Source organism: Pseudomonas sp. Bout1 (assembly GCF_034314165.1).
Classification (GTDB): domain Bacteria; phylum Pseudomonadota; class Gammaproteobacteria; order Pseudomonadales; family Pseudomonadaceae; genus Aquipseudomonas.
Genome location: NZ_JAVIWK010000001.1, coordinates 3,195,199 through 3,217,025, shown reverse-complemented (window position 1 = coordinate 3,217,025; position 21,827 = coordinate 3,195,199). Strand labels below are relative to the sequence as shown.

At 62.8% G+C, this 21,827-nt stretch carries 18 protein-coding genes; 12 read left to right on the top strand and 6 right to left on the bottom strand.

Going from position 1 to position 21,827, the window contains the following annotated elements:
• Positions 1-5: 5 nt before the first annotated feature.
• The 5 genes from RGV33_RS15035 to RGV33_RS15015 are packed head-to-tail and all read right to left on the bottom strand — an operon-like array spanning position 6 to position 4,439.
• On the bottom strand, positions 6-746 hold the full coding sequence (locus tag RGV33_RS15035; protein ID WP_322148679.1) for an ABC transporter permease: 741 nt from the start codon (positions 744-746) through the stop codon (positions 6-8).
• A gap of 32 nt (positions 747-778) precedes the next feature.
• On the bottom strand, positions 779-1,978 hold the full coding sequence (locus RGV33_RS15030) for an ABC transporter substrate-binding protein (protein WP_322144938.1): 1,200 nt from the start codon (positions 1,976-1,978) through the stop codon (positions 779-781).
• Complete coding sequence (locus RGV33_RS15025) at positions 1,965-2,768, bottom strand: ABC transporter ATP-binding protein (RefSeq protein WP_322144937.1); 804 nt, start codon at positions 2,766-2,768, stop codon at positions 1,965-1,967. The genes RGV33_RS15030 and RGV33_RS15025 overlap by 14 nt, the downstream gene beginning before the upstream one ends.
• Positions 2,765-3,826 (bottom strand): acyl-CoA dehydrogenase family protein, encoded by a 1,062-nt coding sequence (locus RGV33_RS15020; RefSeq protein WP_322144936.1) that lies wholly within the window; start codon positions 3,824-3,826, stop codon positions 2,765-2,767. Before RGV33_RS15020 ends, RGV33_RS15025 begins: the two co-directional genes overlap by 4 nt.
• Before the next feature lie 52 nt (positions 3,827-3,878).
• Positions 3,879-4,439, bottom strand: coding sequence for a carboxymuconolactone decarboxylase family protein (locus tag RGV33_RS15015; RefSeq protein ID WP_322144935.1), 561 nt, complete (start codon positions 4,437-4,439; stop codon positions 3,879-3,881).
• A gap of 102 nt (positions 4,440-4,541) precedes the next feature.
• On the opposite strand from RGV33_RS15015, the gene RGV33_RS15010 reads away from it, so the two are divergent.
• Positions 4,542-5,447: an AraC family transcriptional regulator gene (locus tag RGV33_RS15010; RefSeq protein ID WP_322144934.1), complete on the top strand. Its 906-nt coding sequence runs from the start codon at positions 4,542-4,544 to the stop codon at positions 5,445-5,447.
• On the opposite strand, the gene RGV33_RS15005 is transcribed toward RGV33_RS15010, so the two are convergent.
• Positions 5,438-6,355, bottom strand: a complete 918-nt coding sequence (locus RGV33_RS15005; RefSeq protein WP_322144933.1) for a LysR family transcriptional regulator — start codon at positions 6,353-6,355, stop codon at positions 5,438-5,440. The genes RGV33_RS15010 and RGV33_RS15005 overlap by 10 nt on opposite strands.
• A 119-nt stretch (positions 6,356-6,474) precedes the next feature.
• Here RGV33_RS15005 and RGV33_RS15000 point away from each other — a divergent pair, with 119 nt between their 5' ends.
• From RGV33_RS15000 to RGV33_RS14950, 11 genes are all read left to right on the top strand, one after another.
• Positions 6,475-7,470 (top strand): aldo/keto reductase, encoded by a 996-nt coding sequence (locus RGV33_RS15000; protein ID WP_322144932.1) that lies wholly within the window; start codon positions 6,475-6,477, stop codon positions 7,468-7,470.
• 115 nt (positions 7,471-7,585) lie between these two features.
• The gene (locus RGV33_RS14995) at positions 7,586-9,580 is read left to right on the top strand and encodes a methyl-accepting chemotaxis protein (RefSeq protein WP_322144931.1); all 1,995 of its coding nucleotides are present in this window, start codon (positions 7,586-7,588) and stop codon (positions 9,578-9,580) included.
• 92 nt (positions 9,581-9,672) lie between these two features.
• Positions 9,673-10,128, top strand: coding sequence for an SRPBCC family protein (locus RGV33_RS14990; protein WP_322144930.1), 456 nt, complete (start codon positions 9,673-9,675; stop codon positions 10,126-10,128).
• A 154-nt stretch (positions 10,129-10,282) separates the two neighbouring features.
• Complete coding sequence (locus RGV33_RS14985; protein WP_322144929.1) at positions 10,283-10,729, top strand: DUF411 domain-containing protein; 447 nt, start codon at positions 10,283-10,285, stop codon at positions 10,727-10,729.
• 3 nt (positions 10,730-10,732) lie between these two features.
• Entirely contained in the window at positions 10,733-11,164 is a 432-nt protein-coding gene (locus tag RGV33_RS14980; protein ID WP_322144928.1) for a YqaA family protein, read from the top strand.
• A gap of 55 nt (positions 11,165-11,219) precedes the next feature.
• Entirely contained in the window at positions 11,220-12,233 is a 1,014-nt protein-coding gene (locus RGV33_RS14975) for an alpha/beta hydrolase (protein WP_322144927.1), read from the top strand.
• 25 nt (positions 12,234-12,258) lie between these two features.
• The gene (locus RGV33_RS14970) at positions 12,259-13,212 is read left to right on the top strand and encodes a D-2-hydroxyacid dehydrogenase family protein (protein WP_322144926.1); all 954 of its coding nucleotides are present in this window, start codon (positions 12,259-12,261) and stop codon (positions 13,210-13,212) included.
• A gap of 450 nt (positions 13,213-13,662) precedes the next feature.
• Positions 13,663-15,222 (top strand): glycogen synthase GlgA, encoded by a 1,560-nt coding sequence (glgA, locus tag RGV33_RS14965; protein WP_322144925.1) that lies wholly within the window; start codon positions 13,663-13,665, stop codon positions 15,220-15,222.
• Positions 15,223-15,238: 16 nt separating this feature from the next.
• Entirely contained in the window at positions 15,239-16,990 is a 1,752-nt protein-coding gene (gene treZ / locus RGV33_RS14960; RefSeq protein WP_322144924.1) for a malto-oligosyltrehalose trehalohydrolase, read from the top strand.
• Entirely contained in the window at positions 16,987-19,071 is a 2,085-nt protein-coding gene (gene malQ, locus RGV33_RS14955) for a 4-alpha-glucanotransferase (protein WP_322144923.1), read from the top strand. The genes treZ and malQ overlap by 4 nt, the downstream gene beginning before the upstream one ends.
• On the top strand, positions 19,068-21,824 hold the full coding sequence (locus tag RGV33_RS14950; RefSeq protein WP_322144922.1) for a malto-oligosyltrehalose synthase: 2,757 nt from the start codon (positions 19,068-19,070) through the stop codon (positions 21,822-21,824). The genes malQ and RGV33_RS14950 overlap by 4 nt, the downstream gene beginning before the upstream one ends.
• Positions 21,825-21,827: the final 3 nt, after the last annotated feature.

The following is a 21,827-nucleotide window of genomic DNA, read 5'->3' as shown; positions in this document are numbered from 1 at the left end:
CAGGCCTAACTGTTGGCGCCGTGCACCCAGCGCTGATGCAACCAGCGTGCGAACGCATCCAGGGCAAAACCCAGCAAGCCGATCAGCAGCACCATCGCCATCAACTCCGAGTAGGCCAGGCGGTCACGGGTGTCGAGGATGTAATAACCCAGCCCTGCACTCACCCCGAGCATCTCGCATGGCACCAGCACGATCCACAGGATCCCGATGGCCAGGCGCACGCCAGTCAGCACGTGCCCCATCACCCCGGGAATGATCACCCGGCGCAAGGTTTCCCAGCGTGTCGCACTCAGGCTCTTGCTCAGTTGCAGCCAGCGCGGGTCGAGCTGACGTACCCCCGCCGCGGTATTCAGCAAAATCGGCCAAACCGCCGCGAACGCCAGCAGGAAGTAGATCGGCTGGTCGCCCACGCCCATCACCATCACCACGATGGGCATCCACGACAGTGGCGAGACCATCCGCAGAAACTGGAACGCCGGCGTGGTCGCCGCCTCCAGCTTGCGTGAGCTGCCCACCAGCAAGCCCAACGGCACGCCAATCAGCAACGCCAGAAACAGGCCCACGAAGATCCGCTTGAGGCTCACGGCGACGTTCAGGTACAGCTCGCTGCGCCCCAGCAACTCCCACAGGCTGGTAAGGGTGGCGGGCAGCGAAAACCGCGCAGACAAGCCGTCCGCACTGCCAAAGACCTTCACCCCCAACCACCAGAGCAACAACAAGCCGGCCAGCCCGCTCAAGCCGAGCATCCAGCCGGGCAACGCCAAGGTTCTGCCGTTGTTCAAACGCCAATCTCCTCGTTTCGCTCGAAGCCTTCCGGCAAGCCGAAGGTCTTCATGCCGCCCACCGCCGCGATCGCGTTGCGCACGAAGCGGTCGTCTACCAGGTCTTTGGCGACGAAGGCGGGGTCCAGCTCGGCGAGGAACTTCTTGTCGCCCTCGATCAGCGTGTCTTTCAGGCGGCGCACCAGCTCTTCGGTGTAGCTGGGGAATGGGTACGGCTGGAAGTCGATGCGGTGTTCGTCCCAGTTGGCGTGCTGGATAGCGCCGTCGGCGAGGTAGACCGCGCGGTCGCTGGCAGCCGGTGCCAGGACTTTACGCAGCACCGGTTCGGCATGCGGCGTATAGCGGTTCTCGCCGTCCTTGGACAGCAGTTTTACCGCCTCTTCACGGTTGTCGCGGGTCCAGACCTGGGCCTTGACGATCGCATTCACGACCTTCTGCGACCATTCCGGGCGGTTGGTCAGGTCGTGCTCGTGCATGAACACCACACAGCACGCGTGGTTGCGCCACACGTCGCCGGTAAAGCGTTGCACGCGGCCCACGTTGAGGTTTTCGGCCAGGGCGTTGAACGGCTCGGCCACGATGTAGCCGTCAATGCGCTTGCTGGCCAGGGCCGGCGGCATGTCCGAGGGCGGCAGCACGATCAGGTTGACCTCATTGGCAGCAATCGCGCTGCCGGCGGCACGGGCCACTGGCGTCAGGCCGTTGTCGCGGAACAACTGCTGCACCACCACATTGTGAATCGAGTACCAGAACGGAATCGCCACCGACTTGCCGCCCAATTGCTTCACATCGGTAATGCCCGGCGACACGGTCAAACCCGAGCCGCCCACATGGTTCCAGGCCACGACCTTGGCCGGCACCTGGCTGCCATACCGCGCCCACACGGTCATCGGCGACAGCAGGTGAATCACGTTGACCTGGCCGGAAATAAACGCCTCGATCACCTGCGCCCAACTGCGCAACAGCACCGGGCGCTCGGCCTTGATGCCTTCGGCTTCGAACAGGCCATTGTTGTGGGCTACCAGCAACGGCGTGGCGTCGGTGATCGGCAAGTAGCCGATGCGTACCGGTGCGTCCGGCTCACTGGCCGCCCGGGCCTGCAAGCTGTTGAGCAGTGGCAAGGCCCCGGCGGCACTGAGCACGGCCGAGAGTTTGAGAAAATCACGGCGCGAGTGAGTGAGGTCATCCAGACACATGGCAAGGCTCCAGCAGTTCAGTGGGTTGGGGTTCAGTGCGGCTCGCCCGCCGTAGGGTTTTGAGAATTTCGATGCGCAGGGTGCCGATGGCTTCCACCTGTTCTTCCCGCGGCTGCGGCAGGTCGATCCGCCATTCGCCGAGGGTCCGCGCCGGGCGGTTACCCAGTAGCAGAATCCGGTCAGACAACAGCAGCGCTTCGTCGATGTCGTGGGTGATCAACACTGCCGCCGAGCCTTGCTCGCGGTTGACCTTGAGCAGCAGGTGCTGCATGTCGGCACGGGTCACTTCATCCAGGGCGCCGAAGGGTTCGTCCAGCAGCAACACCTGGGGCTGGCGCGCCAGGCATCGGGCCAGTGCGGTGCGCTGGGCCATACCGCCGGAGAGCGCCGCCGGGAATTGCTGGCGAGCGTGTTCCAGGCCGACGGCGTGGATAGCGTGGTCGACCCGCTGGCAACGTTCTTCAGGGCTGAGGTGCGGTTGACGGGCAAAGTCCAGGCCGAAGGCGACGTTCTTTTCCAGGCTCAACCACGGCAACAGGCTGGGATCCTGGAAGGCCACCGCCACCCGTGGGTGCGGGCCATTCAACGGCTCGCCGAGCAAGCTGATGCTGCCGCCCTGGGGCGCCTGCAAACCGGCGAGCACCCGCAGCAGGCTGGACTTGCCAACGCCGCTGGGGCCCAGGATAGACACCACTTCGCCGGGTTGCAGTTGCAGGTCAAAGCCTTCCAGCACCGAATGGCCCGCGTAGCCCAGGCAAATTCCCTGGGCGTGCAATACCGCCTGGCTCATAGATTGGCCTGACGGTTCAGCTCGGTGCGCAACTGCACCAGGCTCGGCGTGACGATGGGCACAAACGCCGACTCGCGCCAGCGCCGCGCAAAGCCGCTGCCATGGGCGGTCAGGTAAGCCTTGCCGCCGCTCGCTTGCAGTTCAAGCTGCACCGCGCTGGCGGCGATTTCCGCCAGTGCGATGCGCAAGCGAAACAGCGGCACCGGTTCGGTGCCGAAGCGCCCGGACAGCAGGCCTTTCTTGAGGTCGTTCACCGCCTGTTCAAGCGACATACGCAACACTTCCAACTCTTCACGTAACACGGTGCGGCTGGAGCCCAGGTGGTTGGCCACCTCGGCCAGCGAACGCCGGGCGAGGCCGATGGACATGCCGCACTGCAAACCGAGAAACGCCGGACGTACGGCCGGCAGGAACTTGCGCGCATCCTCATGCAGCAGCCAGTCGCGGCTCAGTTCCACCGCTTCAAAGCCCAGGGCCGCGGTGTTGCTCGATTGCAGGCCCAACAGCTCCAGGTCACGGGAACGTTGCAGGCCGCTCACAGAGTCGGGAATCGCCAAAATAAACGGCGCGTCGCCCGCGACATGCTCGATGGCGGCTGCCACCACAAACCCGTTCTTGCGCAGGTTGGTCACCCAGTGCAGGCGGCCATTGAGGTTCCAGCCGTCATCGGTCGGCTCGGCGCTGATTTGCAGCGACTCGATCCCCGACAAAAACTTCATCGCATTGGACAGCCCAGTCGCTCCGGCCAGCTTGCCATTCAGCAAGTCCGGCAGCAGTTGTTCGCGCAAACGCTGGTTGGGGCTTTGCAACAGGTACTCGATAAACGAACGTTGGCCCCAGCACACAAACGCCGAGGCCAGGGAATGGCTGGCCACGTCAGCGATGGCTTCCACCGCACCGGTCACATCGCCGCCCAGGCCACCGAGGTCCTTGGGCACACCGATACGTAATACATTGGCCTCTGCCAGCCGTGGCAGCACTTCCTGTGGATCGCAACTGCCCACATCCAGGGCCTGCGCTTGAACATCGAGCCAGCGGCTCAAGATTGGGTCAAGCATTCATGTTTCTCCTTGTTACAGCCTGTTGACCATCGCGAACGCTTGCGCGCCTTCAGCTTGCCGGTTTTTCCCAACGGTATTGCGCCAGCTCCGGGTTCAACGGGGTGCGGGCAAACACGTTGGCGAAGTTGCACAGGGTGGCCAGGCTCACGCCCAGGATAACCTCCAGCGCGTGACCGTCGGTGTAGCCGGCCTCTCGGAACGCGGTGTAGCCGGCGTCGCTGACATCCCCCCGGGTGGCGATCACTTCGCGCGTGAACGCGGCGAGTGTCTCATACCGCGCGTTGGGCAATTCACCGCGCTGGCGCAGGGCGTCGATTACGTCTTCCGGCAGCTTGGCCTTGTTGCGCGCTACGGCAGTGTGCCCGGCGACGCAGAAATCGCAACCGTGGTTGGTGGCCGCAATCAATTGCACCACTTCGCGGTCGGCCAGGCTCAGGTCAGCCTTGGCGTTCAGGCCAGACACCGTAATGTAGGTTTCCAGTGCCGCCGGAGCATTGGCCAGCACCGCCAACAGGTTGGGGATGAACCCGGAACCCTTCAGGGCATTTTCCAGAAAGGGCTTGGCCGCTTCAGGCGCGGTTTGCAGGGTTAGCATCGGTACGCGGGACATGGAGTGGTCTCCTCATGGATTCGTGTACCCAGTCTGTTGGTTATAAAAAATCCGCTCAATAGTCTAAAGTAGCGATTACTTGCTCTAGAGTCTTTCCGTTAGATGAATTCGTCCAGTTCCCTTGTCGATTGGTTATTAGATAGCCTCGAACTCAACACCAGCCTGTTCCACGTCGGGCGGTATTGTGGCGACTGGCGCGCCAGCACCCACGGGTTGGCCAGCGCGAGTTTCCATCTGGTGGTGCAGGGGCAATGCTGGCTGCACATTGACGACGATCCATCACCCCATGCACTGAACAATGGCGATGCGGTGTTCCTGCTGCGCGACCTGGCCTATCGCCTGTCCGGCGACGCCACCGCCGCCGGCGCCCAGGAATGCCCGCGCAAGCCGATGCTGCCCCTGGACAACCAGGCGAATGACGGCGTGGGCCTGGTATGCGGGTTCTTTCGTTTCCAGTCCGGGCTGTCGGCGATGATTGTCGACACCCTGCCCGCCTGGATCATTCTGCGAGCCGGCGACCCTTCGCTGAACGCTGCGCGCAACCTGTTCGAATTGATCCTGCAGGAGTGCGAGCGCACACCGGCGCCCTCGCCCGCGCTGCTGGAGCGCCTGTGCCATTTGCTGTTTCTGTATGTGCTGCGCCAGCAGGTGCTGGACAACGCCGACCTCGGCGGCCTCGCAGCGCTGGCTCGGCAACCGGCATTTGCCAACCTGCTGGAACAACTGATCGCACACCCGGCAGATCCCTGGACCCTGCAAAGCATGGCCGCCTGCACCGGCTTGTCGCGTTCGGCGTTCTTCAAGCGCTTTAATGAACTGTGCGGCCAGTCGCCAGGGCAAGTGCTGCTGATGATGCGCGTGCGCCACGCCTGCCAATTGTTCAAGCAAGACCAGACGGTAGCGGAGGTATCCCTCGCCGTGGGGTATCAATCGGTGGCGGCGTTTACCCGGGCGTTCCATAAAGTCACCGGCTTTCAGCCCGGTGCCTATCGCAAGGCTCAGGGCTGACGCTGCAACCCGTTGCCCGGCCGGGCGCAAAGCTCCACCAGCCAATCGACAAATACCCGCACCCGTTGCGACAGCTGGCGGTGTGGCGGGTACAGCGCGGTCAGTGGCAACCCGGGCGGTCGCAGGTCTGCCAGCACCTCCACCAGTGTTCCCGCGTCCAGTTGGCGAACAGCGTGGTAGTAAGGCGTTTGCACCAACCCATAACCCGCTTCACAGGCCGCCAGGTAACCGTCCGCGCTATTGACCGCCACTTGCTTGGGCAGGTCGACCAACCGTATGTCCTTGCCGATCTGGAATTCCAGGCCATACCGTTTACCGCTGGTGCTGGAGAAATATTCGACCACTTGATGGCCGGCCAGGTCATCCAGCGTCGACGGCATGCCGAACTGCTGCAGGTAACCGGGGCTGGCGCAGGTCACCTGATCCATCAACGCCAGCGGCCTGGCCACCAGTGACTCGTCCAGCGCCAGGCCACCGCGCAACACGCAATCCACACCTTCACGGATCAGGTCCACCGGGCGGTCGTTGAGGCCGATTTCCAGGTCGATCTGCGGGTAGCGCATGGTGAACTCAGGCAGCGCCGGGATCACCAGGAAACGCCCGATGCCCGACGGCATATCAATACGCAACGTGCCGCGCGGGTTGCGTCGGCTGGTGGAGAACACCGCCTCGGTTTCTTCAAGGTCGGCCAACAGTCTCACGCAGCGCTGATAGTAGGCCGAACCGTCCAGGGTCGGGCTGACCTGGCGCGTGGTGCGCTGTAACAACTGCACGCCCAGGTGCGCCTCCAACTGCTTGATCAGGATCGTTACCGAGGCACGCGGCAGTTGCAGGCTGTCGGCCGCTTTGGCAAAACCGCCCAGTTCGACGATCCGCACGAACACACGCATGGCGTTAAAACGGTCCACAGGCCGGCTTCCTTGATGGATTATTTAGAATTTCATAATAGTGATAGTGGTTTTAGCCGGTTTATCCAGGTTTCGTCGAGGATAACAATGGACCTCTTCCCCATACAGGAGCTGGACCCATGCACACACGTCAACTCGGCAAAAACGGCCCCCAGGTTTCCGCCATCGGCCTCGGCTGCATGGGCATGACCGATTTCTACACCACCGGCACCGACACCGCTGAAGCGATCAATACCCTGCACCGTGCCCTGGAGCTGGGGATCAACCTGCTGGACACCGCCGACATGTACGGCCCCCACACCAACGAAGAGCTGATCGGCAAAGCCATCGTTGGCAAGCGCGACCAGGTCTTTCTTGCCAGTAAATTCGGCATCGTGCGTGACCCGTCAAACCCGACGATACGCGGGGTAAATGGCCGGCCGGAGTACATCCGCGCGTCCATCGACGGCACGTTGCAGCGGCTCGGCGTGGAAACTCTGGACCTGTATTACCAGCACCGTATCGACCCTGACGTAGCAATCGAAGAAACCGTTGGCGCCATGGCCGAGTTGGTCAAGCAAGGCAAGGTGCGTTACTTGGGCTTGAGTGAAGCGTCGGCCGCCACGCTGGAGCGCGCGCACAAGGTGCATCCGATCAGCGCCCTGCAAAGCGAGTACTCGCTATGGAGCCGCGACCAGGAAGACAACGGCTGCCTCGCGGCCTGCCAGCGCCTGGGCATTGCATTTGTGCCTTACAGCCCGCTGGGCCGGGGCTTCCTGACCGGCGCACTGAAAAGCCCGGACGATTTCGCGGCGGATGACTACCGCCGGTCCAGCCCGCGCTTTCAGGGTGAGAACTTTGCAAAGAACCTGTTGCTGGTGGAACAGGTGCAGGCACTGGCCGCCGACAAGGGCGTGACGGCTGGGCAGTTGGCGTTGGCGTGGGTGTTGGCGCAAGGCGATTACTTGATCCCGATTCCGGGGACCAAGCAACGCAAGTACCTGGAAGAGAACGTCGCGGCACTCGAGGTCAAGTTAAGCCCGGCCGAGTTGGCGACGCTGGAGGCGATCTTCCCGGCCAATGCGACGGCAGGCCTGCGTTATCCGGAAGCTGTTATGCAGATGCTGGATAAATAGGCGCACCCACAACTTCTTGCACCATGGTACCTAAAGCTCGTCCTTCCCAAGCCGATAGCCCGTCGAAGCTCTAACAAAGCCGCGTCGATAATAAACGCTTCGTAAGGACGACCCCATGCCCTCATTGCGCTCTATCCAAGCCCGTTACACCGTGTTTCTGGTGCTGTTCGTCCTGTTGTTATTCGTCTTGACGGTCGTGGGCATCGGACAGTTGGTGGCGCCCACACTGCGCCATACCGAGGAGCAGGTGGTGCTCAATCGCATTGCCGAAGTCGCCGGGCAGATCCAGGGCGAACTGAACAAGGTGCAGGCCCAGCAACGCAGCATCACCCAAACCATTCCCCTGCTCGACAGCGACGCCATCGACAAGGTGCTGCCAGGCCTGGTGGACCAGTACGGCGAACTGAAAGTGTTCGGCGGCGGCATCTGGCCGCTGCCCAACCAGCGCACACCGGGGCGTAACAAGCACAGCACCTTCTGGCACCGCGATGCCTCGGGCAAGCTGGCAGTGAATACCTTCTGGAACAGTGACGCAGCCCCCAACTACTACGACCAGAGCTGGTACAAGGGCGGCCTCGCCTCGCCCCGCGGCCAATGCGCCTGGGCCGCCGCCTACAAGGACGACGCCAGCCAGGAGCCACGCACCAACTGCGCCATGGCGATCCAGCGCGACGGCGCGGCCTACGGCGTCGCCACCATCGACGTGACCCTGGGTTTCTTCAACGACCTGGTGGCCAGCAAGGAAAAAGACCTTGGCGGGCAAATGCTGATCGTCGAAGGCGACGGCAAGATCATCAGCAACAGCACCCGCATCAGCGGCCCGATTGTGTTGAAGAACATCAGCGAGCTGGCCGGCACGTCGGCCTTTGCCGCCCAGGTCAGCGCCGGGCTGGCCCATCGCGACCAAAGCCTGCAACGCAGTGAGTTCGACAACCAGGGCGTGGCCAGCACCTTCTTCATGCGCCCGATCGAAGGCACGCCGTGGTTCCTCGCGACCGCGCTGCCGACCTCGCTGATCACCGCCCAGCGCGATGACGTGCTCGGCACGCTGGCGATGCTGCAAATCCCGATGATTTTGCTGTTGGTGCTGTTGCAGGTGTATGCCATCCGCCAGTTGGTACACCGGATGACCGCGCTGAAGACCAATATCGACGCGCTGTCCAACGGCGACGCCGACCTGACCCGGCGCATCACCATCCGCGCCGAGGATGAGCTGGGCGCGATTGGCCATTCAGTCAACCGCTTTATCGTCTACCTGCAAAACATGATCGGTGAAGTGACCCTGGCCACCGGCGCCATGTCGTCAAGCCTGGCACAGTTGCAGCAAACATCGGCCCAGACCAACCAGATTCTGGTGCGCCACGCCTCGGAAACCGACCAGACCGTAACCGCCATCACCGAGATGAGTTCCACCGCCGACACCGTCGCGGAAAACGCCGCCGAAACCGCCGCGTTCACCCAGCGTGCCAACGAGCACGCTGACCGTTCGCGAGTGGTGGTGGGCGAAGCTTCCCGCAGCGTCAGCGCGTTGATCGGTGAAGTCTCCAGCGCCACCCACACCGTGGAAAACATGCGCCAGGACGCCGCGCGCATCACCGAAACCCTCGGGGTGATCGGTGCCATCGCCGGCCAGACCAACCTGCTGGCGCTCAATGCGGCCATCGAAGCCGCCCGGGCCGGCGAACAGGGTCGGGGTTTTGCGGTGGTGGCCGACGAAGTGCGCGCCCTCGCCGCCCGTACTCAGGCCAGCACCTCGCAGATCAACGAAATGCTCGCGCGACTGACCACCGGCGTGAGTTCCTCGGTGACGGCCATGGAAGCCACTCAAGCCAGTTGCCAGTCTGCGGCCGATGCCACGGCCCGGGTGAACACCGGGTTGGACGAAATGGCCGGCTCCGTCAGCCACATCAACAACCTCAGCACCCAGATCGCCACCGCCGCCGAACAGCAAAGCGCAGTGACCGAGGAAATCAACCGCAGCATGGTGCACATCCGTCACATGGTCGAAGAGCTGGTGCAAAGCGGCCACGCCACAGAACACAACACCCAGAGCCTGCTGGATGCGAATGGCCGGGTAATTGCTTTGATGGGCCGCTTCAAGGTGCGTTGAAAAAAATAGCCCGGACGCTCCCGTGCAATGCGCGGGAGCCCGGCTATTCTGACAGTTCGTTGTGCTTAGTCCCGCCACACAGGAGGTGTGTCATGCACGCAGTTGAGCACCCGATCCGCACTCAACACATTTGTCAGGAACGCTATATCCAGGCCTCGATCGAGTCCGTTTACGATTACGTCACCCAACCGGATCGCTGGCATGAATGGCATCCGACATCCCTGGGCGCCGACACCGGCATCACCGGCTCATTACCCAGCGGCCACCGTTTTACCGAAACCATCGACCTGCTGGGTGTGCGTGTTCCCATGAGCTATCGGGTGCAGGTTGCGCTGCGGCCGAGGGAGTTCAAGACCGCGTTCACTTCGCTGGCCGTCGACGGCTGTATCCACTATCTGCTGCAGGCCAAAGGTTCTGGCACCCTGTTCAAACGCATCCTGACCTATGAAACCGAACTGCAACTGACCACCCTGCATGAGCGCATGATCGAGCTGTCCAACCAGGCTCTCGACCAGCTCAAGCAGCGCCTGGAATCCCCGCCTGCCTGACAAAACCGTCATCTGCCCCTCAGTTTTCCGACAGCTCCAGGCCGTTATTCTGGCGCTGTCGGTTTTTCGTAAAACCTCGTAACACTCCCGGGAAACCCTCGTGTAAAAAGGAGGGAGAATGCCCGGCTGTTGCCCTTTATCTGACGAGATGATGATGAAAACCACCCTGCGACTGGCCGCGCTGTCGGCCCTGCTCATGAGCACCCTGGCCCAGGCCGCCGAGCTGATCCCGATTGATGTGCACCGCGATGCCAACTGTGGTTGCTGCAAGAAGTGGATTGCCCACCTGGAAAGCAACGGGTTCAAGGTCAACGACCATGTGGAACCCAACATGAGCGAGGTCAAGCAGCGCCTGGGCGTGGCGCCGCGCCTGGCGTCTTGCCATACCGGCGTGATCGACGGCAAGTTCGTCGAAGGCCATGTACCGGCCGACCAGGTGCTGGCCCTGCGAAAACGCGACGACTTGCTGGGCATTGCGGCGCCGGGCATGCCGCTCGGCTCGCCGGGCATGGAGATGGACGGCAGCAGCGATGCCTATCAGGTGATCGGCCTGACCCGTGAAGGCAAAGAGGTGGTGGTGGCCGACTACCCGGCACGCTGATTGATGCTCGCCGGTTACCTCGGGCTGTTTTTCGCCGCCTTCGGCGCCGCCACGCTGTTGCCGATGCAATCGGAAGCGGTGCTGGTGGGGTTGTTGATCAGCGGGCATTACAGCCTGTGGCTGCTGCTCACGGTTGCAACCGTTGGCAACGTCGTGGGCTCGGTGGTCAACTGGCTACTGGGGCGTTCGGTTGAGCGTTTCAAGGACCGGCGCTGGTTTCCGGTCAGCCAGAAGCATCTGGAGAAGGCCCGCCTTCACTATCAACGCTGGGGGCATTGGTCGCTGTTGCTCAGTTGGGTGCCGATCATTGGTGATCCGCTGACCTTGGTGGCTGGCGTGATGCGCGAGCCTTTCTGGCGCTTTCTGTTGCTGGTGTCCCTGGCCAAAGGTGCGCGCTACGGGGTGTTGGTCATGCTTACCCTGCGCTGGATTTAATCTCCCGTTAATCCCCTCGCCACAGCATCCGGGCACTGTTCCCGGAGCCTACCCCATGTCCAAAATCCGCTCATTCTGCGTCGCCGGCCTGCTGCTCGGCAGCGCCCTTCCCGCCTTCGCCGCCACTGAGGGCCCGACCTACGGCCCAGAACTGCAAGGCTTCAAATACCCTTACCCGGTGGAGCACTTCACCTTCCAGTCCCAGGGTAAATCCCTGCAAATGGGCTACATGGACGTGCCGCCCAAAGGCAAAGCCAACGGGCGCAGTATCGTGTTGATGCACGGCAAGAACTTCTGCGGCGCCACCTGGGAGGGTTCGATCAAGGCCCTGAGCGACGCTGGCTACCGGGTGATCGCCCCCGACCAGATCGGGTTTTGCACCTCCAGCAAGCCGGACAATTACCAGTACAGCTTCCAGCAACTGGCGATCAATACCCACCAACTGCTGGAAAAACTCGGCATCCAAAAGGCCACCCTCCTCGGCCACTCCACCGGCGGCATGCTCGCCACGCGCTATGCCCTGCTGTATCCCGCGCAGACCGAACAGCTGGCACTGGTGAACCCCATCGGCCTGGAAGACTGGAAGGCCATCGGCGTGCCTTATCGCAGCGTTGACCAATGGTACGAGCGCGAACTGAAACTGACCGCTGAAGGCATCCGCAAGTACGAACTCGACACTTACTACGTTGGCCGCTGGAAGCCTGAGTACGAGCGCTGGGTGGATATGCTCGCCGGTATGAATAAAGGCCCCGGCCACACCCAGGTGGCGTGGAACTCGGCGTTGATTTACGACATGATCTTCACCCAGCCGGTGTACTACGAGTTCAAGGACCTGCAAATGCCCACCCTGCTGCTGATCGGCACGGCCGACACCACCGCAATAGGCAAAGACCTGGCACCGCCTGCGGTCAAGGCGAAAATAGGCAACTACGCGGTGCTGGGCAAGCAAGTGGCCAAGCTGATCCCCCATGCAACCCTGGTGGAGTTCCCGGGCCTGGGCCATGCGCCACAAATGGAAGAACCGGCACAGTTTCACAAGGCGCTGTTGCAAGGGCTGAACGCCCTTTAATCCAACCTTTACGAGGCACGCGTGCATGTCGGTACAGATCGCAGTGATTGATGATTGGCAGAATGTGGCCAGTGGCGTGGTGGACTGGTCGGTCCTGGCGTCGGTCGGCCAGGTGCACTTCCTCCACGATTACCCGGCGGACACCGCTACATTGATCCAGCGTTTGCAGGGTTTTGAGGTGATCTGCGTGATGCGCGAGCGCACCCCGTTCGACCAGGCACTGCTGCAAGGCTTGCCCAAGCTGAAGTTGCTGGTGACCGGTGGCATGCGCAACGCCGCCATCGACATTTGCGCGGCCAAGGCGCTGGGCATTCAAGTGTGCGGCACCGACAGTTACAAGCACGCGGCCCCGGAACTGACTTGGGCGCTGATCATGGCCTCTACCCGCAACCTGCTGGCCGAAGCCAATTCCCTGCGCAGCGGTGGTTGGCAGGTGGGCCTGGGCGGCGACCTGCATGGCAAGACCCTGGGGATTCTCGGGCTGGGCAGCATAGGCCAGAAAATCGCCAAATATGGCCAGGTGTTTGGCATGCGCGTGATTGCCTGGAGCGAAAACCTCACGCCGGAACGCGCCGCCGAAACCGGCGTGACCTGGGTCAGCAAGCGCGAGCTGTTTGAGCAGGCGGATGTGCTGTCAATTCACCTGGTACTCAGCGACCGCAGCCGCGGGCTGGTAGACGCCGAGGCGCTGGGCTGGATGAAGCCTACTGCGCACCTGGTGAATACGGCACGTGGGCCGATTGTCGACGAGGCGGCCCTGATTGACGCCTTGGCCAATGGTCGGCTGGCGGGCGCTGCACTGGATGTGTACGCCCAGGAGCCATTGCCTGCCGGGCATGCGTTCCGGCAGTTGCCGAATGTATTGGCCACCCCTCATGTGGGGTACGTCAGCGAGCAGAACTACCGCCAGTTCTACCAGCAAATGATCGAAGATATTCAGTCATGGGCCAAAGGAGCGCCCCTTCGCGCACTAATCTAGTGCACACATCCCACCTCCCGTAGCAGCTGTCGAGCGCCAGCGAGGCTGCGTCGGACGCGCTCCGGTTCAAGATCGGCAGTGCGTCCGACGCAGCCTCGCTGGCGCTCGACAGCTGCTACGGGGCTCATGAAAAAAATTTTGTCCTACAAAAATCTCCTACAGACCGCACAGGCTCTGGGATCTGTCCTAGACTCATGACCGATGGGTCCGATCCAAAACAAAAACCCCGCAAAAAATCGAAACTTTCCAACTCTGCCGTAGGTCAGGTTTAAGGTAAGGCGAGCGCTGACGGTTCACACCGAATGCCCGTCCATCACTCTATTTAAGACTCCAGCACAACTGGCATAAGGCTTGCCAGTCTGTGTAGCGCTTGTGCGCCTGGCCGCAGGATGCGGTCAACCTTTGCTGATTGCCAGATGCCATCAGCCGACCAACACATGGGAGAGAACTATGATCAGTGCCGCTGTAGATACTCAGGGAGAGCGTTTTAGTCAGCCGGTTGGCGGGCCGACCTCACTGGCCGACCTTACCAACACGCTGCGGCCCGTTCAGAGTCAGAATCCCAACCGCAAGAAAGTGCTGTTTGTGACCTCCGAGCTGGCAGACCTGGTGAAAACCGGCGGCCTGGGCGACGTGTCTGCCGCCCTGCCCCGCGCCATGGCGCACCTGCACGATGTGCGCGTGCTGATTCCTGGCTACCCGCAGGTGTTGGAAAGCGACAACCCCATTCATATCATCGGTGAGCTGGGCGGCCATGCTGCGTTGCCACCGTGCAAGATCGGGCGCATGGACCTCAAGGACGGCCTGGTCATCTATGTGCTGATCTGCCCCGAACTGTATGAGCGTGAAGGCACGCCTTACGGCGCCAACAACGGCCGCGACTGGCCCGATAACCATATCCGCTTCGCCCGCCTGGGCCTGGCCGCCGCCGATATTGCCGCCAACCTTGCGCAAATCCACTGGTGCCCGGACCTGGTGCACGCCCATGACTGGCCAGCTGGCCTGGCGCCGGCCTATATGCACTGGCGTGGGTCACGCACCCCGACGCTGTTCACTATTCATAACCTGGCCTATCAGGGCGTGGTCAGCCTGGCCTCGTGCCCGGAACTGGGGATTCCCGAACACGCCTTGCAACAAGAAGGCATGGAGTTCTACGGCAAGCTGTCGTTCCTTAAGGCCGGCATGGCGTATTCCAGCCACATCACCACCGTCAGTGCCACCTACGCCCAGGAAATCACCACCCCCGAATTCGGCTGCGGCCTGGACGGCTTTCTCGCCAGCAAAACCCAGCAAGGCCTACTCAGCGGCATTCCCAATGGCATCGATGAAAGCTGGGAATCGTCCACCGACCCGCACCTGACCCACCCTTTCAACATCGGCGACTGGGAAGGCAAGGCGTTGAATGCCGACCATGTGCGCAACCTGTTCGGCCTGGATGCTTCCACCGGCCCGTTGTTCGCTGTGGTTTCGCGCCTGGTCTACCAAAAAGGCCTGGACCTGACTGAAGCGGTCGCCGGCTTTATTGTCGAAAACGGCGGCCAAATCGCGATCATCGGGCGCGGCGAGCCGGAAGAAGAGCAAGCCATGCGCGCCCTGGCCCTGCGTTTTCCCGGCCAGGTTGGCGTACGCATCGGCTTCAACGAGACCGACGCCCGGCGTATGTTCGCCGGCAGCGACTTCCTGCTGATGCCGTCCCGCTATGAACCCTGCGGCCTGAGCCAGATGTACGCCCAGCGCTTCGGCTCATTGCCGGTTGCGCGCAACACCGGGGGCCTGGCCGACACCATCGAGGATGGCGTCACTGGCTTCCTGTTCAACGAATCCACCGTCGAAAGCTACGAAGCGGCCCTGAGCCGTGCGTTCAAGGTCTTCGCCTTCCCGGGCTTGCTCAACGCCATGCGTTGCCGAGCCATGGCGGCACCGTTCAACTGGTGCAAGGCAGTGGAACCCTATGCCGAACTTTATGAACAGCTGGTAGCGAAATCGCTGGGAAGATCGGGGAAACCGTAAAAAGAGGTCTTCATAGATGCCGTCAAGGACTCTGGAAACCTGGCCCCACGGCGCGATCATGCTGGATGCGGAACACACCCGTTTCGCCTTGTGGGCGCCAGACGCGTTTTATGTCAGCGTTGAATTTGAGGAAGGTAAATCGGTAGCGATGCTGCCCCAGGCCGATGGTTGGTTTGTGGTGCAGTTGCAGTGCCCGCCGGGCACCCGCTACCGCTACAACATCGACGGTGAACAGGACGTTCCCGACCCGGCTTCCCGGGCACAGGCCACGGATGTTCACGGTTTCAGCGTGGTGGTCGACCCGCTGGCCTATCAGTGGCGTCACAGCCACTGGCAAGGCCGGCCTTGGCACGAAGCCGTGATCTACGAGCTGCATGTGGGCGTGCTGGGGGGCTACGCCGAGGTCGAGAAACAACTGCCGCGCCTCGCGGAGCTGGGCGTCACCGCCATTGAGCTGATGCCCATCGCGCAGTTCCCCGGCGAACGCAACTGGGGCTACGACGGGGTTCTGCCCTACGCCCCCCAATCCTCCTACGGTTCGCCCGAGCAGCTTAAACAGCTGATCGACAGCGCGCACCATTATGGCCTCGCGGTGATCCTCGATGTGGTCTACAACCACTTCGGCCCCGACGGCAACTACCTCGGCACCTACGCCAAGGGCTTCTTTCGCGAAGATGTGCACACGCCCTGGGGCGCCGGCATCGACTTCGATCGCCGTGAAGTCCGGGATTTCTTCATCGACAATGCGTTGATGTGGCTGCTGGAATACCGCTTCGACGGCCTGCGCCTGGACGCCGTGCACGCGATCAACGACCCTGGGTTCCTTGAAGAGTTGGCCGCGCGCGTGCGCCAGCAAGTTGACCAGGTGCGCCACGTGTGGCTGGTGCTTGAAAACGAATTCAACCAGGCCAGCCTGCTGGAACGCGGTTTCGATGCACAGTGGAACGATGACGGCCACAACGCCCTGCACGTGCTGCTGACCGGCGAAACCGACGCCTATTACACCGACTTCGCCGAAGACCCCACCGCCAAACTGGCCCGCTGCCTGAGTGAAGGCTTTATCTACCAGGGCCACACCACGCGCCATGGCCACTCGCGCGGCGAGCCCAGCGGCCACTTGCCGCCCAGCGCATTCGTGCTGTTTTTGCAAAACCACGACCAGATCGGCAACCGTGCCCTAGGCGAGCGCCTGCATCAGTTGTGTTCGCCGCAGGCCTTGAGCGCCGCAACGACCCTGTTGTTGATGTCGCCGATGATCCCGCTGATATTCATGGGTGACGAAGTCAACGCCGAGGAACCGTTTCTGTTCTTCACCGACCACCACGGTGAACTGGCCGAGGCAGTACGCGAAGGCCGGCGCAACGAGTTTGCCGACTTTGCCGCCTTCAGCGACCCCGAACGCCGCGAGCGCATTCCCGACCCCAACTCGCTGCAAACCTTCCGCCGCTCGGCACCCGCCCTCGCCGACTGTGGCGACTCGCAGCTTTATCGCCACCTGCTGGGCCTGCGCCACCAGCATATCGTGCCGCACCTACCGGGCAGCGTAGCCCTGGGTGCGCAAGTGCTGGCGGCGGGCGCGGTCACGGCGCGCTGGCGCCTGGGCAACGGCAGCCTGTTGCAGATCGACCTCAACCTGAGCGCCGATTCTCTGAACTACCCGGCCGCCGAGCACCTCCTATTTGTGACGCAGGCCAGTGGAGCCGAACAACTCGCTCCGTTCAGCGCCCGCGTCAGCCTGACCTATTCCCCTGTTGGAGAGCACCCTTGAGCGACGCGCAATTGGAAATACTCGCCAGCCGAGCGGGCCTGGCCGTCGATTGGATCGACGCTAACGGCCGCCCACAACATGTCAAACCCGACGCACTGCGCGCCGTGCTCAAAGGCCTGGGCCACCCGGCCGACACCGATGCCGCCATCGAAGCCAGCCTGCTGGACCTCGAACGCGTGCAGCAAGACAAGCACCTGCCACCGCTGATGACCGTCGACAGCGGCGCCGGCCTGGACCTGGCGCGCTACTTCGCCCCCGGCACGCCGTGCCAGGTTCATCTTGAAGACGCGAGCGTACTGGACCTGAAGCTGGACGATGACGCCGTGTTGCCCGGATCAATCCCGGTCGGCTACCAGCAGGTGCACATTGCCGACCAGCATTTTACCCTGGCCGTGGCACCGACCCACTGCTACACCGTCGCTGAGGCGGTTGACACCCAAACCGCCCGCGCCTGGGGCCTCAGCGCCCAACTGTATGCCCTGCGGCGCGACGGCGACGGTGGTTTTGGCGACACCCAGGCCCTGGAACAACTGGCCCGCGCCGCCGCCGAACGCGGCGCCGATGCCCTGGCCATCAGCCCGATGCACGCGATGTTCAGTGCCGACACCGAGCGCTACAGCCCGTATTCGCCGTCCAGCCGCCTGTTCCTCAACAGTTTGTACGCGTCCCCCGGCTGCATCCTCGGCGAACGTGCGGTGCAAAGCGCTATCGAAGCCAGCGGCCTGGCAAACGAACTGAATGACCTTGAACAACAAACCCTGATCGACTGGCCGGCCGCCGCCAAAGCCAAGCAACGCCTGTTGCGTACCCTGTATGAAGACTTCCGCCAGGGCGACCACCCGCAACACGCCGACTTCCTGAGCTTCCGCCAGGCCGGCGGCGAAGCCTTGGAAAACCACTGCCGTTTCGAAGCCGTGCAGGCCGAGCGTGCGGCCAGTGGCGAGAGCCTCGACTGGCGCCACTGGCCCGAGGATTGGCACAGCCCGCAAAGCCCGGCACTCGTGCAATTTGCCGAAGCCAATCGGGAAGAAATCGGCTTCTACGCCTTCAGCCAATGGCTGATCGCCCGTTGCCTGGAACGCGCGCAACAAGCGGCGCGCGGCAGCGGCATGGGCGTTGGCCTGATCGCCGACCTCGCCGTGGGCGCCGACGGCGGCGGCAGCCAGGCCTGGAGCCGCCAGGACGAACTGTTGGCGGAACTCACCGTGGGTGCGCCGCCCGACATTCTCAACCGCGCCGGCCAAGGCTGGGGCATCTCCGCCTTTTCCCCCGAAGGCCTCAAACGCAATGGCTTTCGCGCCTTTATCGAAATGCTGCGGGCCAACTTCGCGCATGCCGGCGGCTTGCGCATCGACCATGTGATGGGCTTGCAACGCCTGTGGGTGATCCCGATGGACGCCTCACCGCGTGAAGGCGCCTACCTGTATTACCCGGTGGATGACCTGCTGCGACTGCTGGCGCTGGAATCGAGCCGCCACCAGGCGATCGTCCTCGGCGAAGACCTTGGTACCGTGCCCGACGGCCTGCGGGAAAAACTTATCGCCCGCTCGATCCTCGGCATGCGCGTGCTGCTGTTCGAGCAAGACCACGACGGCCAGTTCAAGCCGATCCTGGATTGGCCGGACAACGCGCTGGCCACCACCAGCACCCACGACCTGCCGACCCTCAACGGGTGGTGGCACAGCCGTGACATCGACTGGAATATCCAGCTCGGGCTGATCGATGCGCCCACCGTCGAGCAATGGAGCGAGCACCGCCTGCGGGAACGCCAGGCATTGCGCCAGGCCTTGAGCCAGGACCCGCAGAACTTCACCGACGAAATCCGCAACGAAACCGACCACGTCATCGATGCCAGCGTGCGCTACCTGGGCCATACCCGTGCGCCATTAGTATTGCTGCCGCTGGAAGATGCGCTGGGCGTTGAAGAACAGGCCAACCTGCCCGGCACCACCGACACCCACCCAAACTGGCGGCGTCGCCTGACGGGCGATGCATCGACCCTGCTCGATGATGAAAACGCCGCCCGCCGCCTTGAGCTGCTGGCCGTGGCGCGCCTCCAGGCTCACGAGCGTGACCGATGAAGGCACTGACCCTGCGCGCCACCCAGCGCCTGCAATTTCACAAAGGCTTTACCCTCGACGATGCGGTGCCGCTGGTGCCGTACTTCGCCGAACTGGGCATCAGCCATCTCTACGCCTCGCCGCTGTTGAGCGCCCGCGCCGGCTCGATGCACGGCTATGACGTGGTCGACCCCACCAGCGTCAACCCCGAGCTGGGCGGCGAACCTGCCCTGCGCCGGTTGGTCGCGGCCCTGCGCGAACACGAGATGGGGCTGATCCTGGATATCGTCTCCAACCACATGGCCGTTGGCGGTGCCGATAATCCCTGGTGGCTGGACCTGTTGGAGTGGGGCCGGTTGAGTCCCTACAGCGAGTTCTTCGACATTCAATGGCACTCGCCAGACCCGCTGCTCAAGGGCCAGTTGCTGATGCCGTTCCTCGGCAGCGATTACGGCGAAGCCCTGCAATCGGGCGCGCTGGCGCTGCGCTTTGACCCGCAACACGCCAGCTTCTACGTCGAGCATTACGAACATCGCTTCCCGATTTGCCCACGGGAATACGGTGAGCTGGTGCCTATCAAGGCCCTGGCCGACCGTTTCAGCAGCCTGGCCTACCAGCCGGACGCCTACCTCCAGGCCGCCATGCTGAAGCAGGAGCTGATCGAGGCCGCCCGCGATCCTGAAACCCTCAAGGCCATCGAAGATAACCTGAGTCTCTACGACGCGCGCCAGCCTGAAGGGTTTGCCCGGCTGCACAACCTGCTGGAACAACAAAGCTATCGCCTGGCCAGCTGGCGCACGGCGGCAGACGATATCAACTGGCGGCGGTTCTTCGACGTCAACGAGCTGGGCGGCCTGCGGGTGGAACGCAGCGCGGTGTTCGAGGCCACCCATGGCAAGATCTTCCAGTTGATCAGCGAAGGCCTGATTGACGGCCTGCGCATCGACCATATCGACGGCCTCGCCGACCCGCGCGGTTACTGCCGCAAGTTGCGCCGCCGCGTGGACTCCCTGGCGGGCGGGCGGCACTTGCCGATCTTCGTCGAGAAGATCCTCGGCGAAGGCGAAACCTTGCGCGAAGACTGGCGCGTAGACGGCACCACCGGCTACGAATTCATGAACCAGCTGTCGCTGCTGCAACATGACCCGGCAGGTTTCGAACCGCTGGCCGCGTTATGGAGCCGCCACACCGAGCGCCCGTCTGCGTTTATCGAAGAAGCCTGGCTGGCGCGCCAGCAAATCCTCAACGGCTCCCTGGCCGGCGACTTTGAAAGCGTGGCCCAGGCCCTGCTGCAAGTGGCTCGGGACGATGTAATGAGCCGCGACCTGACCCTGGGCGCCATTCGCCGCGCGTTGCAGGAGCTGATCGTGCACTTCCCGGTGTACCGCACCTACATCAGCGCCCGAGGCCGCAGCGAACTGGACGATGTATTTTTCCTGCAAGCCCTGGCTGGTGCCCGCAGCACCTTGAGCGAAGGCGACTGGCCGGTGCTCGACTACCTGGAAAAATGGCTCGGTGGCCAACCCTGGCGCGACCGCCCGTTAGGCCGCAAACGCAAAATGCTCAAGCACGCCTGCGTGCGCTTCCAGCAACTGACTTCACCGGCGGCGGCCAAGGCGGTGGAAGACACCGCGTTCTATCGCTCGGGGGTGTTGCTCTCGCGCAATGACGTAGGCTTCAGCACCGAACAATTCAGTGCGCCGCTGGAGGACTTCCATGCGGTCAACCAGCAGCGCCTGCGCACCTTTCCCGACAACCTGCTGGCCACCGCCACCCACGACCACAAGCGCGGCGAAGACACCCGGGCGCGCCTGGCCGTGCTCAGCGAATGCGCCGACTGGTACGCCGAACAGGTGGAGCAATGGCGCACCCTCGCCGCCCGCCTGCGCAGCGATGCCGACACTCCATCCGCGGGCGACGAGTTGATCCTCTATCAGGTGCTGTTGGGCAGTTGGCCGCTGGACCTGCATCGCGACGATGCCAAGGGCCTGGCGGGCTATCACCAGCGCCTCTGGCAGTGGCAACAAAAAGCCCTGCGCGAAGCCAAGCTGCACAGCAGTTGGAGCGCGCCCAACGAACTGTATGAACAAGGTGTGGAAGCATTCCTGTCACGGCTGCTGCTGGAAGATTCAGGCCAGGCGCTGCGCAACGCCATCGGCGAGGCTGCCCAAGCCATCGCCCCGGCTGGCGCGCTCAATGGGCTGGCGCAATCCTTGCTTCGCCTCACCGTGCCGGGCGTGCCGGACCTGTATCAGGGCGATGAGTTCTGGGATTTCACGCTGGTAGACCCTGATAACCGCCGGCCGGTGGACTTTCACGCGCGCGAACAGGGGCTGCACACGCCGGCGGATATCGGCGAGCTGATGTTCAACTGGCATGACGGGCGCATCAAACAAGCGCTGATCGGCCAGGTGCTGGCGCTGCGCAAACTGCATCCGCACCTGTTTCGCCAAGGCACTTACGAACCTCTGGAGGTGGTGGGTGAACACGCCGGGCGAGTGGTCGCCTTCTACCGCGAACACGAGGGCAAACAGTTGCTGGTGGTGGTGCCGCGCTGGCCTCACCCGTTGCTTGAAAACGGGGTATACCCGCTGATCAACGCGCAGATTTGGGGCGATACGCGGGTCAAATTACCGTTCGCCGCTCCAACCCGAAATTGGAAGGGACTTTTCCGAACAGGCGCAGTCACACCAAACAAGGAGCTCATGATCAGCGCTGCCCTGGGGGATTTCCCGGTCAATGTCTTTATCAATCCTGATGATCAAGAAAGCTGAAAT

Coding starts and splice junctions, on each gene's coding strand:
- RGV33_RS15020 (WP_322144936.1), bottom strand. CDS start 3,826: ATGCTTGACCCAATCTTGAGCCGCTGGCTCGATGTTCAAGCGCAGGCC.
- RGV33_RS14980 (WP_322144928.1), top strand. CDS start 10,733: ATGCTCGCCGGTTACCTCGGGCTGTTTTTCGCCGCCTTCGGCGCCGCC.
- glgA (WP_322144925.1), top strand. CDS start 13,663: ATGATCAGTGCCGCTGTAGATACTCAGGGAGAGCGTTTTAGTCAGCCG.
- RGV33_RS15015 (WP_322144935.1), bottom strand. CDS start 4,439: ATGTCCCGCGTACCGATGCTAACCCTGCAAACCGCGCCTGAAGCGGCC.
- RGV33_RS15035 (WP_322148679.1), bottom strand. CDS start 746: ATGCTCGGCTTGAGCGGGCTGGCCGGCTTGTTGTTGCTCTGGTGGTTG.
- RGV33_RS15010 (WP_322144934.1), top strand. CDS start 4,542: ATGAATTCGTCCAGTTCCCTTGTCGATTGGTTATTAGATAGCCTCGAA.
- RGV33_RS14970 (WP_322144926.1), top strand. CDS start 12,259: ATGTCGGTACAGATCGCAGTGATTGATGATTGGCAGAATGTGGCCAGT.
- RGV33_RS15025 (WP_322144937.1), bottom strand. CDS start 2,768: ATGAGCCAGGCGGTATTGCACGCCCAGGGAATTTGCCTGGGCTACGCG.
- RGV33_RS14995 (WP_322144931.1), top strand. CDS start 7,586: ATGCCCTCATTGCGCTCTATCCAAGCCCGTTACACCGTGTTTCTGGTG.
- RGV33_RS15000 (WP_322144932.1), top strand. CDS start 6,475: ATGCACACACGTCAACTCGGCAAAAACGGCCCCCAGGTTTCCGCCATC.
- RGV33_RS14985 (WP_322144929.1), top strand. CDS start 10,283: ATGAAAACCACCCTGCGACTGGCCGCGCTGTCGGCCCTGCTCATGAGC.
- RGV33_RS14950 (WP_322144922.1), top strand. CDS start 19,068: ATGAAGGCACTGACCCTGCGCGCCACCCAGCGCCTGCAATTTCACAAA.
- treZ (WP_322144924.1), top strand. CDS start 15,239: ATGCCGTCAAGGACTCTGGAAACCTGGCCCCACGGCGCGATCATGCTG.
- RGV33_RS14975 (WP_322144927.1), top strand. CDS start 11,220: ATGTCCAAAATCCGCTCATTCTGCGTCGCCGGCCTGCTGCTCGGCAGC.
- RGV33_RS14990 (WP_322144930.1), top strand. CDS start 9,673: ATGCACGCAGTTGAGCACCCGATCCGCACTCAACACATTTGTCAGGAA.
- RGV33_RS15030 (WP_322144938.1), bottom strand. CDS start 1,978: ATGTGTCTGGATGACCTCACTCACTCGCGCCGTGATTTTCTCAAACTC.